Origin of the sequence: Thauera phenolivorans, assembly GCF_001696715.1 — a bacterium.
GTDB classification, from domain to species: Bacteria; Pseudomonadota; Gammaproteobacteria; order Burkholderiales; family Rhodocyclaceae; genus Thauera; species Thauera phenolivorans.
This window is the reverse complement of sequence record NZ_MBFM01000003.1, coordinates 85,245-99,084: the sequence shown is the minus strand read 5'-3', so window position 1 is coordinate 99,084 and position 13,840 is coordinate 85,245. Positions and strand designations below refer to the sequence as shown.

The 13,840-nt window shown below is 65.2% G+C and carries 13 protein-coding genes and 6 tRNA genes; 17 read left to right on the top strand and 2 right to left on the bottom strand.

The window, feature by feature from the left end; genetic code table 11:
* From BB334_RS07340 to BB334_RS07285, 12 genes are all read left to right on the top strand, one after another.
* The coding region (locus BB334_RS07340; protein WP_158014388.1) for an SDR family oxidoreductase at positions 1–385 on the top strand (385 nt) is incomplete at its 5' end.
* Positions 386–520: 135 nt separating this feature from the next.
* Positions 521–1,114 (top strand): polyhydroxyalkanoate synthesis repressor PhaR, encoded by a 594-nt coding sequence (gene phaR / locus BB334_RS07335; protein ID WP_068806526.1) that lies wholly within the window; start codon positions 521–523, stop codon positions 1,112–1,114.
* Positions 1,115–1,176: 62 nt separating this feature from the next.
* Positions 1,177–2,514 carry a 30S ribosomal protein S12 methylthiotransferase RimO gene (gene rimO / locus BB334_RS07330; protein ID WP_068806523.1) on the top strand — a complete coding sequence of 446 codons (1,338 nt, stop codon included), beginning with the start codon at positions 1,177–1,179 and terminating at the stop codon, positions 2,512–2,514.
* Positions 2,515–2,517: 3 nt separating this feature from the next.
* Positions 2,518–3,489, top strand: a complete 972-nt coding sequence (gene rssA, locus BB334_RS07325) for a patatin-like phospholipase RssA (RefSeq protein ID WP_083200336.1) — start codon at positions 2,518–2,520, stop codon at positions 3,487–3,489.
* 47 nt (positions 3,490–3,536) lie between these two features.
* Positions 3,537–4,943 (top strand): FAD-binding oxidoreductase, encoded by a 1,407-nt coding sequence (locus BB334_RS07320; protein ID WP_068806520.1) that lies wholly within the window; start codon positions 3,537–3,539, stop codon positions 4,941–4,943.
* Between the two features lie 75 nt (positions 4,944–5,018).
* Positions 5,019–5,094, top strand: a tRNA-Ala gene (locus BB334_RS07315).
* Positions 5,095–5,105: 11 nt separating this feature from the next.
* A tRNA-Glu gene (locus BB334_RS07310) sits at positions 5,106–5,181 on the top strand.
* Between the two features lie 64 nt (positions 5,182–5,245).
* Positions 5,246–5,322: transfer RNA gene (locus tag BB334_RS07305), tRNA-Asp, on the top strand.
* A 99-nt stretch (positions 5,323–5,421) separates the two neighbouring features.
* Positions 5,422–5,497: transfer RNA gene (locus tag BB334_RS07300), tRNA-Ala, on the top strand.
* A 10-nt stretch (positions 5,498–5,507) separates the two neighbouring features.
* Positions 5,508–5,583, top strand: a tRNA-Glu gene (locus BB334_RS07295).
* Positions 5,584–5,645: 62 nt separating this feature from the next.
* A tRNA-Asp gene (locus tag BB334_RS07290) sits at positions 5,646–5,722 on the top strand.
* Between the two features lie 144 nt (positions 5,723–5,866).
* Positions 5,867–6,727: a 3-hydroxybutyryl-CoA dehydrogenase gene (locus tag BB334_RS07285; protein ID WP_068806517.1), complete on the top strand. Its 861-nt coding sequence runs from the start codon at positions 5,867–5,869 to the stop codon at positions 6,725–6,727.
* 104 nt (positions 6,728–6,831) lie between these two features.
* Here the strand turns inward: BB334_RS07285 and rho are convergent, their stop codons facing one another.
* Both rho and trxA read right to left on the bottom strand, forming a co-directional pair.
* Positions 6,832–8,286: a transcription termination factor Rho gene (rho, locus tag BB334_RS07280; RefSeq protein ID WP_083200335.1), complete on the bottom strand. Its 1,455-nt coding sequence runs from the start codon at positions 8,284–8,286 to the stop codon at positions 6,832–6,834.
* Positions 8,270–8,596: a thioredoxin TrxA gene (gene trxA, locus BB334_RS07275; protein WP_068806514.1), complete on the bottom strand. Its 327-nt coding sequence runs from the start codon at positions 8,594–8,596 to the stop codon at positions 8,270–8,272. Before trxA ends, rho begins: the two co-directional genes overlap by 17 nt.
* A 261-nt stretch (positions 8,597–8,857) precedes the next feature.
* Here trxA and fdxA point away from each other — a divergent pair, with 261 nt between their 5' ends.
* The 5 genes from fdxA (at position 8,858) to ilvN (ending at position 13,827) form a co-directional block, all read left to right on the top strand.
* A complete protein-coding gene (gene fdxA, locus BB334_RS07270) occupies positions 8,858–9,181 on the top strand; it encodes a ferredoxin FdxA (RefSeq protein ID WP_068806511.1) in 324 nt (107 codons plus the stop codon).
* Between the two features lie 89 nt (positions 9,182–9,270).
* The gene (locus BB334_RS07265; RefSeq protein WP_068806508.1) at positions 9,271–9,720 is read left to right on the top strand and encodes a CBS domain-containing protein; all 450 of its coding nucleotides are present in this window, start codon (positions 9,271–9,273) and stop codon (positions 9,718–9,720) included.
* Between the two features lie 164 nt (positions 9,721–9,884).
* The gene (locus tag BB334_RS07260) at positions 9,885–11,549 is read left to right on the top strand and encodes a long-chain-fatty-acid--CoA ligase (protein ID WP_068806505.1); all 1,665 of its coding nucleotides are present in this window, start codon (positions 9,885–9,887) and stop codon (positions 11,547–11,549) included.
* A gap of 293 nt (positions 11,550–11,842) precedes the next feature.
* A complete protein-coding gene (ilvB, locus tag BB334_RS07255) occupies positions 11,843–13,510 on the top strand; it encodes an acetolactate synthase large subunit (RefSeq protein ID WP_068807897.1) in 1,668 nt (555 codons plus the stop codon).
* Positions 13,510–13,827 (top strand): acetolactate synthase small subunit, encoded by a 318-nt coding sequence (ilvN, locus tag BB334_RS07250; protein ID WP_068806500.1) that lies wholly within the window; start codon positions 13,510–13,512, stop codon positions 13,825–13,827. The genes ilvB and ilvN overlap by 1 nt, the downstream gene beginning before the upstream one ends.
* Positions 13,828–13,840: the final 13 nt, after the last annotated feature.

Here is a 13,840-nt window from a genome sequence, read left to right as displayed (position 1 = left end):
CACCCACCATGTTTCAGCCAAGATGGCCGAGCGCGGCTGGGGTCGTATCATCAACATCTCGTCGGTGAATGGCGTAAAGGGCCAGGCCGGTCAGACCAACTACTCGACCGCAAAGGCCGGCGTGCTCGGTTTCACCAAGGCGCTCGCCGCCGAACTGGCGACCAAGGGCGTGACCGTGAACGCCGTAGCGCCGGGCTACATCGGCACCGACATGGTGATGGCGATCCGTGAGGACATCCGTCAGGGCATCATCGACACCGTGCCGATGAAGCGTCTCGGCCGTCCGGACGAAATCGGCGACCTGTGCGCCTACCTGGCCTCCGACAAGGCTGCCTACATCACCGGTGCGACCATCAACATCAACGGTGGCCTGCACATGTCCTGATGCGCTTCGCGTACAGGACAAGGCAGCGTGAAACCCTGCCGAACGGCAGGGTTTCACGAATTACCGTGGAACGGCGGGTTATAATTCGAGCAAAAGCGATTGCGGGGCTGGAGCACCGTCGAGGAGATTAATGTCATGGCTGAACAGCCGCGCCTGATCAAGAAGTACCCGAACCGCCGTCTGTACGACACCCGTACGAGTTCCTACATCACCCTTGCCGACGTCAAGGAGCTGGTACTCAATCACGAGTCCTTCCAGGTGCTCGATGCCAAGTCCGGCGAGGACCTGACGCGCAGCATCCTGCTGCAGATCATCCTCGACGAGGAAACTGGCGGCGTACCCATGTTCACCAGCGACCTGCTCGCGCACATGATCCGTTTTTACGGCAATGCGATGCAGGGCATGATGGGCAAGTACCTCGAGAACAACATCAAGGCCTTCACCGAGATGCAGGCCAAGCTTCAGGAGCAGACGCGCTCGATCTACGGCGAGAACAGTCCCGCCGGGCAGGATCTGTGGGCGCAGTTCCTGAACTTTCAGGGGCCCGCACTGCAGAGCATGATGGGCGCCTACGTGGAGCAGTCGAAGAAGATGGTCGAGCAGATGCAGGAGCAGCTCGAGAGTCAGACCCGCAACATGTTTACCGGTTTTCAGTTTCCGAAGCAGGAAGGCGAGGGCGAGGGCGAGCAGGCCTCCGTACCCGTCGACAAGAGCAGCTCCCAGAAGTAAGGCCCGCAGGATCCCGCCCGAAGCGTGGCGGGCCTGGCCTCGTTCACAGCAGGCGCGCCAGCATGAAATCAACACTCTCGCCTGACGCGCCGCGCGTCGGTTTCGTTTCCCTCGGCTGCCCGAAGGCGACCGTGGACTCCGAACACATCCTGACCCGACTTCGCGCCGAAGGCTACGAGATCTCGGGGAGCTACGAGGATGCCGACCTCGTCGTGGTCAACACCTGCGGCTTCATCGATGCCGCGGTCGAGGAATCGCTCGACGCGATCGGCGAGGCGCTCAGCGAGAACGGGCGGGTCATCGTCACCGGCTGCCTCGGTGCGAAGGACGATGTGGTCCTTGCCGCCCATCCCCAGGTGCTCGCGGTGACGGGGCCGCACGCGACCGAGGAGGTGATGCACGCGGTGCATCGCAACCTGCCCAAGCCGCACGACCCCTTCGTGGATCTCGTGCCGCCACAGGGCATCCGCCTGACGCCGCGGCATTACGCCTATCTGAAGATTTCCGAGGGTTGTAACCACCGCTGCAGCTTCTGCATCATTCCTTCGATGCGAGGGGATCTGGTCAGTCGGCCGATCCATGAGATCATGCGCGAGGCCGAGGCGCTCGCCGAATCGGGCGTGAAGGAGATCCTGGTGGTGTCGCAGGACACCTCGGCGTACGGCGTAGACGTCAAGTACCGTACCGGTTTCTGGGGCGGCAAGCCGGTCAGGACGCGGCTGCTCGAGCTGGCCAAGGCGCTCGGCGAGCTCGGCATCTGGATCCGCCTGCACTACGTCTATCCCTATCCGAGCGTCGACGAGCTGATCCCGCTGATGGCCGAAGGCAGGATCCTGCCCTATCTCGACGTGCCCTTCCAGCACGCCAGCCCGCGCATCCTCAAGCTCATGAAGCGTCCCGCCAATGCGGAGAGCGTGCTCGAACGGGTGCGCGCCTGGCGCAGCATCTGTCCGGAGCTGACGATCCGGTCGACCTTCATCACCGGCTTCCCGGGAGAGACCGAGGAGGAGTTCGAGCAGTTGCTGGAATTCCTCGACGAGGCTCAGCTCGATCGGGTCGGCGCCTTCGCCTATTCGCCGGTCGAAGGTGCCACCGCCAACGAGTTGCCCGACCCGGTGCCCGAGGAGGTCCGCGAGGAGCGCCGCACGCGGTTGATGGAGTTCCAGGAGGACATCTCGACCCGTCGCCTCGAGGCCCGGATCGGCCGTGAGATGACGGTGCTGGTCGACGACATCGATCAAGGCGAGGCGATCGCCCGTTCCGAAGGCGACGCGCCGGAGATCGACGGTCTCGTGATCATTCCCGACGGCGAGGGGCTGGAGCCGGGCGACTTCGTGCGTGTGCGCATCACCGACTGCGACGTTCACGACCTGTACGCCGAAAGGCTGGACCGGGTCTGAGGCATGGCTGACGGCGCCGAGCGCAGCGAGCGGACCCGGCACCGGTTCCCGCCTGTGCCGGCAGCCGCCGGCGAACGCCCGGTAATCGGTCTCGCGCTCGGCAGCGGCGCGGCCCGCGGCTGGGCGCATCTCGGCGTGCTGCGCGCGCTGGAGGCGGAAGGAATCGTTCCCGACCTCATCGCTGGTTGTTCGATCGGTGCCTTCGTCGGCGCCGCAGCGGCTTCGGGCTACGTCGGCCGGTTGATCACCTGGGTCGAGGCGCTGAAGTGGCAGGACGTGGTGTCGATGCTCGACGTCTCCCTGCGCGGTGGCCTCATCCGCGGGCAGCGCCTGATGGACTTCTTCGGGCGCAACTTCGTCGACCGCGACTTCTCCGAGCTCGACACCAGTTTTGCCTGCGTGGCTACCGATCTGGCCTCTGGACGCGAGATCTGGCTGCACGAGGGAAGCGTCGCCGCCGCGGTGCGAGCCTCGATCGCGCTGCCCGGATTGTTCACGCCGGTCGTTCATGACGGCCGCGTGCTGGTCGACGGCGGCCTGGTCAATCCGGTGCCGGTGTCGCTGTGCCGGGCGATGGGCGCGGACATCGTCATCGCGGTCGATCTCGGTTCCGACATGGTCGGTCGTGCGTGGCGGCGTGCCGCGCTCGAGCCCGCCCCGCCCGAGGAAAGCGAGGCGGGCTGGAGCGAGCGCCTGTTCACCCGCCTGCGCTTCGGGGCCACCGAGCCCCGTGCAGAGGAGGCGCTGCCCTCGCTGGTCTCGGTGCTGACCGGCAGCATCAACATCATGCAGACGCGGATCGCCCGCAGCCGGCTCGCCGGCGAGCCGGCCGACGTGCTGATCTCGCCGCGCGTCGGCCAGCTCGGTCTGATGGACTATCACCGGGCCGCCGAGGCGATCGCCGAAGGCGAGGCGGCTGTGGCGCGAGCGAGGCCGCTGATGCGTTTCGTGCTGGAGCACGAGGGTGAGGACTGAAGCCTGGCGTGCGACCGGCCGCGCCCCCGACCGACCCGGAGAACCCGATGAGGCACTTGCTGGATGACCTTGCCGCGATCGTCGGTCGCGAGCAGTTGCTAACCGTCGACGAGGCGATGGCGCCGTATCTCGAGGACTGGCGTGGTCGCTACCATGGCCGGGCGCTCGCCGTCGCACGCCCGCGCGATACCGTCGAAGTGGCGTCCGTGGTGCGTGCCTGTGTCGCGGCGGGGGCGCCGATGGTGCCCCAGGGCGGCAACACCGGGCTGTGCGGCGGGGCGACCCCGCTCGCGGACGGGCGGGCGGTGGTGATCAGCCTCACGCGCCTGAATCGCATCCGCAGTGTCGACGCCGCCAACAGCACGGTGTGCGTGGAGGCAGGCTGTACGCTCGCCACGGTACAGGCGGCGGCGGCGGCGGCTGGCAGGCTGTTTCCGCTCGCGCTCGCATCCGAAGGCACCTGCCAGATCGGCGGCAACCTTTCCACCAACGCCGGCGGCGTGCAGGTGCTGCGCTACGGCAACACCCGCGAGCTGGCGCTCGGCCTCGAAGTGGTGTTGCCCGACGGCCGGGTCTGGGACGGGCTGCGTGGGCTGCGCAAGGACAACACGGGCTACGACCTCAAGCAGCTCTTCATCGGTGCGGAAGGGACGCTCGGGATCGTCACGGCCGCCGTGCTCAAGCTGTTTGCTTCGGTGCGCAGCCGAGCCACCGCCTGGGTCGAGGTCGCCGGGCCGGAAGCGGCGGTGGCGCTTCTCGAAAGGCTGCGCGCCGCCTGCGGCGACCGCCTCACCGCCTTCGAGCTGGTCGGCGATGCGGCGTTCCGCCTCGTGCTGAAGCACATCCCGGGCGCGGTGGCGCCGCTGCGCGCGCAGGGCCGCTGGTGGGTGCTGCTCGAGCTTTCCGACACCGTCGAGGGGGCTGGGCTGGAGGCGCTCCTGGAGGCGGCGCTCGTGGCTGCGATGGAACTCGGCCTGGTCGGCGATGCAGCGATAGCGCGCAGCGGGGCGCAGGCCGCGGCACTGTGGGCGTTGCGTGAGAACATATCCGAGGCGCAGAAGATCGAGGGTGTGAGCATCAAGCACGACATATCGGTGCCGGTGAGCCGGATCCCGGAGTTCCTCGCGCGCGCGGAAGAAGCCCTGTCCGCGGCGTGGCCCGACGTACGTATCGTCGCCTTCGGTCATCTCGGCGACGGCAACCTGCACTACAACCTGTCGAAGCCGAGTGCGACGGACAATCCCTCATTCGTCGCGCGCACGGCCGACGTTAACCGCATCGTGCATGACCTCGTCGACGCGCTCGGCGGCTCGATTTCCGCCGAGCATGGTCTCGGCCAGCTCAAACGTGGTGAGATCCTGCGCTACAAGGACGAGGTGGAAATGGACCTGATGCGCGCTATCAAGCGCAGCCTCGATCCCGCCGGCCTGATGAATCCGGGCAAGGTGCTTTGAGCGTCGCTGCAAATAGTTTCTGAAACCGCTTTACACGGTCGGACGTGGTTCCTATAATGCGCGCTCTTCGGTGCCGGGGGTATAGCTCAGCTGGGAGAGCGCTTGCATGGCATGCAAGAGGTCAGCGGTTCGATCCCGCTTACCTCCACCACACCCAAGAATGTCCCCATCGTCTAGAGGCCTAGGACACCGCCCTTTCACGGCGATAACCGGGGTTCGAATCCCCGTGGGGACGCCAGTTTTAGATTGCCGACGCAGCCGCGGCAGTCAGACCGGCCGAAAGGCCGGAGCGGTCGAAGTGCGGAGTGGTAGTTCAGTTGGTTAGAATACCGGCCTGTCACGCCGGGGGTCGCGGGTTCGAGTCCCGTCCACTCCGCCAGCATCTAGGCAGGGCGCAAGCCCTGCAAGATTCGGCGCGAAAGCGGCGAATCGGCTGTTGCGATGAGCTTTTCCGAAAGCTATAATCGCCAGCTCCTGTGGGGGTATAGCTCAGCTGGGAGAGCGCTTGCATGGCATGCAAGAGGTCAGCGGTTCGATCCCGCTTACCTCCACCACAAGATCATGGTCCCCATCGTCTAGAGGCCTAGGACACCGCCCTTTCACGGCGATAACCGGGGTTCGAATCCCCGTGGGGACGCCAGTACCCGGAGTCGCGGCACGTTCCGACTCGTACGTGCGCCGAAACCGCGTCACCGTCTGCATGGAGTGGTAGTTCAGTTGGTTAGAATACCGGCCTGTCACGCCGGGGGTCGCGGGTTCGAGTCCCGTCCACTCCGCCAACAAGATCAAGGGAGCCCGAGGGCTCCCTTTTTCGTGCGCCTCCTAGTCGTCCCGCCTGCAATCGGCTAGAGTACTAGGCCGTACGCGCGGGTATGGTTGGCTGCCGTTGCGCGCGCGTGCCAAGACACTCAGGGAGATGATGGATGACGATTAGCAGCATCAGGAAGGTCGGGGTGGTGGGTTCGGGCACCATGGGCAGCGGCATTACCCAGGCCTGTGCGGTCACCGGTCTCGACGTGATCATGATGGACGTCGGCGAGGCCCAGGTCCAGCGTGGCCTGGCGACGATCTCCGGAAGTCTCGACCGCCTGATCAAGCGCGAGAAGATGACCGATGCGCAGAAGGCCGAGACGCTCGGTCACATCGGCACCGCGACCTCGCTGGATGCGCTGGCCGGCTGCGACCTGGTGATCGAGGCAGCGAGCGAGAACGTCGACGTCAAGCTGAAGGTGTTCGCCGATCTCGATGCCATTCTCGGCCCCGACGCGATCATCGCCAGCAACACCTCGTCGATCTCGATCACGCGCTTGGCGGCGGGCACGAAGCGGTCCGAGCAGGTCATCGGGATGCACTTCTTCAACCCGGTGCCGGTGATGGCGCTGGTTGAGCTGATCTGTGGTCTGCAGACCTCGGCGCACACCTACGCCACGGTCGACGCGCTCGCGAAGCAGATCGGCAAGACTCCGGTGAAGGTCAAGAACAGCCCGGGTTTCGTCGTCAACCGGATGTTGTGCCCGATGATCAACGAGGCGGTGTTCACGCTCGGTGAGGGTCTGGCTACCGCTGAGGAGATCGACGAGGCGATGAAGCTCGGCTGCAACCATCCGATCGGCCCGCTCGCCCTGTGCGACCTGATCGGCCTCGACGTCGAGCTGGCGGTCATGCAGGTGCTGTACGAAGGCACGAAGGATCCGAAGTACCGGCCCGCGCCGCTGCTGGTCGAGATGCTCGAGGCGGGCTACCTCGGACGCAAGAGCGGCAAGGGTTTCTTCGAATACAAGTGAGCGCGCGGGGCAGGGCGGGGCGACCCGCCACCTGCTCAGTGTCGTACCGAAGAAAGAAAGCCACCCTCGGGTGGCTTTCGCGTTCCGGATGCTGCCGGAGGTGTTCAGCGCCCAGTGCGCATCGCGTCGAAGAACTCGGCGTTGTTCTTCGTCGCCTTGATCTTGTCGAGCAGGAACTCCATTGCGTCGATGTCGTCCATACCGTACAGCAGCTTGCGCAGGATCCACACCTTCTGCAGCACGTCGGGCTTGAGCAGCAGCTCTTCGCGCCGGGTGCCCGAACGGTTGACGTTGATCGCCGGATAGACGCGCTTTTCAGCCATGCGACGGTCGAGGTGGAGCTCCATGTTGCCGGTGCCCTTGAATTCCTCGTAGATCACGTCATCCATGCGGCTGCCGGTGTCGATCAGCGCGGTGGCGATGATGGTGAGCGAGCCGCCTTCCTCGATGTTGCGTGCTGCGCCGAAGAAGCGCTTCGGCTTCTGCAGGGCATTGGCATCGACACCGCCGGTCAGCACCTTGCCGGAGGCCGGCACCACGGTGTTGTAGGCGCGCGCGAGCCGCGTCAGCGAGTCGAGCAGGATGACCACGTCGCGCTTGTGTTCGGTGAGGCGCTTGGCCTTCTCGATCACCATCTCGGCGACCTGAACGTGGCGGGTGGCGGGCTCGTCGAAGGTCGAGGCGACGACCTCGCCCTTCACCGAACGCTGCATCTCGGTCACTTCCTCGGGGCGCTCGTCGATCAACAGCACGATAAGCGCGACCTCGGGGTGGTTGGCGGTGATCGCATGGGCGATGTGCTGGAGCATGATCGTCTTGCCGGTCTTCGGCGGGGCGACGAGCAGGCCGCGCTGGCCCTTGCCGATCGGCGCGATCATGTCGATCACGCGGCTGGTGATGTTCTCCTCGCCGCGGATTTCACGTTCGAGCCTGAACACCTCCTGCGGATGCAGCGGTGTGAGGTTCTCGAACAGGATCTTGCTCTTGCACTCCTCGGGAGGGCGGCCATTGATCTTGTCGAGCTTTACCAGCGCGAAGTAGCGCTCGCCGTCCTTAGGCGTGCGGATCTCGCCCTCGATGGTGTCGCCGGTGCGCAGGTTGAAGCGGCGGATCTGCGACGGCGACACGTAGATGTCGTCTGTGCCCGCGAGATACGAGGTGTCGGGCGAGCGCAGGAAGCCGAAACCGTCGGGCAGTACCTCGAGGGCGCCGTCACCGTAGATCGGCTCTCCCTTGCGGGCGCGGTTCTTCAGCAGCGCGAAGACGAGTTCCTGCTTGCGCAGCCGGTTCGCGCCCTCGACGTCGTTCTCGATCGCCATCGCCAGCAGTTCGCTGACGTGCAGTGCCTTGAGCTCGGAAAGGTGGAGCGCGGCGGCCGCGGTCGATTCGGAGGAGGAGGCGTCGCCCTCCTCGAGCGAGGTGTCGACATCGAGCACTTCGCCGTCGGCGGGACCATTATGTGGGGGATTACCGTCGCGGTTGCGGGGGCCGCGCCGACGGGCGCGGGACGGACCGCGAGAACGGGCCGGAGCCTGGTCCGGCTTAGAGGTTGCTGTCAATGAAGGCGGTCAGTTGAGATTTGGAGAGGGCGCCCACCTTGGTGGCCTCGACGTTGCCGCCCTTGAAGATCATCAGGGTCGGGATGCCGCGGATGCCGTACTTCGCGGGCGTTTCCTGGTTGTCGTCGATGTTCAGCTTGGCGACCTTGAGCTTGCCGGCGTAATCCTTGGCGACATCGTCGAGGATCGGCGCGATCATCTTGCAGGGGCCGCACCATTCGGCCCAGTAGTCGACCAGTACCGGCGTCTGGGACTGCAGCACTTCGGAGTCGAAGTTGCCGTCGGTCACATAGTGAATATGCTCGCTCATGTTTCCTCGCATTGGGGGGGCAGTGTTGCTGGTGTCGCGGACGCGGGCCGGGAGGCCCGTGCGACGCGAAGCGACGGGATCGCTCCGCGGAAGGTTTTCGAAAGTTATGCGAAGCCGGCCGCGGCGTCAACAGAATCTCGGCGCGGCGGCGCGCATGCCGCGGTGCCGACGTGGCGAAAACGCAAACGGCTGGACTATATTGTCCGTCCGAGTGCCGGCGTGGGTCCCATTGCCGGACGAACGACAACAGGAGGTGGAGAAATGACTTACGTCGTGACCGAAGCGTGCATTCGCTGCAAATATACCGATTGCGTGGATGTATGTCCGGTGGACTGCTTCCGCGAAGGCCCCAATTTCCTCGTCATCGACCCGGATGAGTGCATCGACTGCACGCTGTGCGTGGCCGAGTGCCCGGTCGAGGCGATCTATGCGGAGGACGATGTGCCGGCGGACCAGCAACAGTTCATTGCACTCAACGCCGAACTGGCGAAGCAATGGAAGCCGATCGTCGAGCGCAAGGATGCATTGCCCGACGCCGAGGAGTGGGCGAAGGTGAAGGACAAGCTCGGCGAGCTCAAGCGCTGAGTGGTGGGGCGGACTTTCCGCTCCGCGGGCCTTGCTCTAAGATCGGTCGTCGATAGCCGTCAAACGAAATCCGTGCAGGGGAAAACGAAATGCTGGTGAGCGAGATTCTCGCGATCAAGGGCAAGGTGCTCTATACCATCGCACCGCACAAAAGCATCGCTGAAGCGGTGACGGTGATGACCGAGCAGGACGTCGGTTCGCTCGTGGTGTTCTCGCACGGGCGAATGACGGGTCTGCTCACCTTCCGGGAAGTGCTCAACGCGGTGCACAAGGCGGGGGCAGCGTGGGAGGCGGTCCCGGTCGAGGACGCGATGGTCAAGGATCCCGAGGTCGCCACTGGTGATATGGAGATGGATGAGCTCCGCCGCCTGATGGTTGCGCATCACCAGCGCTACCTGCCGGTGATGGACGAGGGTACGCTGCTCGGTGTGGTGAGCTTCCACGATGTCGCCAAGGGCGTGCTCGAGGAGCAGAGCTTCGAGAACCGCATGCTGAAGAACTACATCCGCAACTGGCCGGCCGGGGAAGGCGAGGCCTGAAGCGAAGCCGGGCGCACGTCGAGGACGTGCGCCCGGCGGCGGCGTGAGGGTCGCGCTTTCGACGCCCGTCGACCGAAGCGGGCGCGAAGGCTGTTGGAATCCGGCGGCGCATCCTCCCAGGGGTGGGAGCGCTGCGTTTCGTTCCAGCGAGAGGAGGAGGCAGCATGGAGAGGATCTGGCTGCAGAGCTATCCGCCGGGGGTGCCCGCCGAGGTCGATGTCGACCGCTATCGGTCGATCGGCGAGTTGTTCGACGAAGGCGTGCGGGCCTTCGCCGCCAAGACCGCCTATGTGTGCATGGGCAAGAGTCTGAGCTATGGCGAGCTCGACATCCTGTCCAGCCGTTTCGCTGCCTACCTGCAGGGCGAGCTCGGCCTGCCGAAGGGCGCTCGCGTGGCGCTGATGATGCCCAACGTGCTGCAGTATCCGGTGGCGATGTTCGGCACGTTGCGGGCCGGCTATACGGTGGTCAACGTCAATCCGCTATACACGGCGCGCGAACTCGAGCATCAGCTGCAGGATGCCGACGTCGATGTGATCGTCATTCTGGAGAACTTCGCTCACACCCTTCAGCAGGTTCGCGCGCGCCTGCCGCTGAAACACCTCGTGGTCACCAGCCTGGGCGAAATGCTCGGCTTCGCGAAGGGCGCGATCGTCGATTTCGTCGTGCGGCGGGTCAAGAAGATGGTGCCGGCCTGGCAGCTCGACGGCGCGCTCAGCTTTTCCGACGCGCTCGCGCAGGGCGCGCGCCACGCCCTGCGCCCGGTCGAGGTCGGCCACGATGACATCGCCTTCCTGCAATACACCGGCGGCACCACGGGCGCGCCGAAGGGCGCCATCCTCAGCCACGGCAACATCGTCGCTAACCTGCAGCAGGCGCACGCGTGGGTGAAGCCCTTCATCACGGAGGGCGAGGAGCTGATCATCACCGCCTTGCCCCTGTACCACATCTTCTCGCTGACAGCGAACTGCCTGACCTTCTTCAAGGTCGGCGCCACCAACGTGCTGATCACCAATCCGCGCGACATCCCAGGCTTCGTCAAGGAGCTGGGCCGGCACCGCTTCACCGCCATCACCGGGGTGAATACGCTTTTCAACGCATTGCTCAACAACCCCGAGTTCGCCAAGCTCGATTTTTCTTCGCTGCGCATCGCGCTCGGCGGCGGCATGGCCGTCCAGCAGGCGGTGGCGGAAAAATGGAAGTCGGTCACCGGGCAGGCGCTGATCGAAGCCTACGGCCTCACCGAGACCTCGCCCGCGGTGACGATCAACCCGCTCGATCTCGCCGAGTTCAATCACTCGATCGGCCTGCCCGTGCCCTCGACCGAGATCAGCATCCGCGACGATGACGGCCTCGAACTCGGCGTCGACCAGCGCGGCGAGCTGTGCGTGCGCGGGCCGCAGGTCAGCCGCGGCTACTGGAACCGGCCGGAGGACACCGCGCGTGCGTTCACGTCCGACGGCTTCCTGCGCACCGGCGACATCGCCGTGATCGACGAGAAGGGCTACATCCGGATTGTCGACCGAAAGAAGGACATGATTCTGGTGTCGGGTTTCAACGTTTATCCGAACGAGGTGGAGGACGTGCTCGCTAGCCATCCCGGCGTGCTCGAGGTAGCCGCCGTCGGCGTGCCCGACGAGCACAGCGGGGAAGCGGTGAAGGTCTTTGTGGTGCGCAAGGATCCTGCGCTGACCGAGCAGGCGCTGATCGCCTACTGCAGGGACAAGCTCACCGGCTACAAGGTGCCGCACCGCGTCGAGTTTCGGGAGGAGCTGCCGAAGACCAATGTCGGCAAGATCCTGCGGCGCGCCTTGCGCGACGGCGGCTGAGAGCGGGTGACAAGGGGGCTTCCCGCAGCGCAAAAAACGCTTGTCTGTGCCGTCGATCCGTGTTTTCATCCTGACATCACAGAAGCCGTGAAACCATGAACCGTTCCAGCCTGTCCCTCGTTGCCTTGGTCGTACGCGTAGTAGGCGTAGGCGGTCGCGCGTCGTAGCGGGTCAGGTAAACGGTCAAACGAATCCAGAACCCCCGTCGGCGCGCAGTGCCGACGGGGGTTTTTTCATTCGATCTCCGCCGGAACCGCAGGGCCACCATCGGGATGCAAAGCAAGGAGATGAAGATGATGCAGATGACCGGCGCACAACTGATTGTGCGTCTCCTCGAACGACAGGGTGTGCGCACGATCGCGGGCATTCCCGGCGGGGCGATCCTGCCGCTCTACGACGCGCTGGGCGGCAGCGAGCTCATCCATCACGTGCTTGCACGCCACGAACAGGGTGCGGGCTTCATGGCGCAGGGCATGGCGCGCGCCTCGGGTCAGCCCGCGGTGTGCTTCGCCTCGAGCGGGCCCGGGGCGACCAATCTCGTCACCGCGATCGCCGACGCCTTCCTCGACTCCATCCCGATGGTCGCCATCACCGGTCAGGTGCCGCTATCGATGATCGGGACCGACGCCTTCCAGGAAGTCGACATCTACGGCATCACGGTGCCGATCACCAAGCACAACTTCCTCGTGCGGTCGGTCGAGGAGCTGCTCACCGTGATTCCCGATGCCTTCCGTATCGCGATGTCCGGGCGTCCCGGGCCGGTGCTGGTCGATGTGCCGAAGGACGTTCAGAACCAGCTCATCTCCTTCACCGACTTTCCCCCGCGCGTCGTCTCCGACTCGCTGCCGCCCGTCGATGCGGAGGCGATCGAGGAGGCTGCCCGTCTGATCAACGAGGCCGAACAGCCGGTGCTCTACCTCGGTGGTGGCGTGGTGCACTCGGGCGCCTCCGCGCTCGCGGTCACCCTCGCAGAGCAGGCCTGCATGCCGACGACGATGACACTGATGGGCCTGGGCGCGATGCCGGTCGACCATCCGCTGTCGATCGGCATGCTCGGCATGCACGGCGCGCGCTATACGAACTTCGTGCTCGAGGAGGCGGACGTGCTGGTGTGCGTCGGCGCCCGCTTCGACGACCGCGCGGTGGGCAAGGCGGCGCAGTTCTGCCCGCGCGCTAAGATCGTGCACATCGATGTCGATCCGTCCGAACTGCACAAGATCAAGCGAGCGCATGTCGCGATCCATGCCGACGTCGGCAGCGCGCTCGAGGCCCTGCTGCCACGCATCCGCAAGTCGATGCGAAAGCGCTGGCTCTCCCATGTCGACAGCCTGCGCTCGCGCTTCCCGATGCAGCTGCCCGGGATGGACGATCCGCGCACCCATTACGGCCTGGTGCGCGCCGTCGCCGCTGCGCTCGACGATGATGCGATCATCACCACCGACGTGGGCCAGCACCAGATGTGGGTGGCTCAGGCCTACCCCTTCCGCCGTCCGCGCCAGTGGATGACGTCGGGCGGCCTCGGCACGATGGGCTTCGGCGTTCCGACCGCGATGGGCGCTGCGCTCGCCGAGCCGGATCGCACCGTGGTGTGCTTCTCGGGCGACGGCAGCCTGATGATGAACGTGCAGGAGTTCGCCACCCTGGCGGAGGAAAACCTGAACGTGAAGATCGTGCTGATGAACAACAGTTCGCTCGGTCTCGTCTATCAGCAGCAGAACCTGTTCTATGGCAAGCGGGTGTTCGCCTCGAAATATGGCGCCGGCCCCGACTTCATCAAGATCGCCGAAGGCTTCGGCATCGGTGCGGTCGACCTCGACCAGGCCGCCAACCCGCGCGCGGCGCTCGCTCAGGCGCTGCAGACGCCCGGGCCCTGCCTGATCCATGCATCGATCGACCGCGAGCAATTCGTCTATCCCATGGTGCCGCCGGGTGCCGCCAATACCGAAATGATCGGAGGCTGATGATGATCGAACAGGTTGCCGACCCCTTGCCCCAGACCGGTTTCGCCAAAGTCGTACTCGAACTCGAGGTGAACAACCACCCGGGGGTGATGAGCCACATTTGCAATCTCTTTGCCCGCAGGGCGTTCAACATGGAAGGGATCCTCTGCATGCCCGTTGCGGGCGGCGAGCGCAGCCGGATCTGGCTGCTGGTGTTCGAGGATCAGCGCCTCGAGCAGATGATCCGTCAGCTCGAGAAGCTGGAAGACGTACTCGCCGTGCGCCGCCACGGGGCGGAGCACGAGGTGTTCGAACGTCTCGAGGACTTCTTCCACTGAGCCGTGCCGCCGG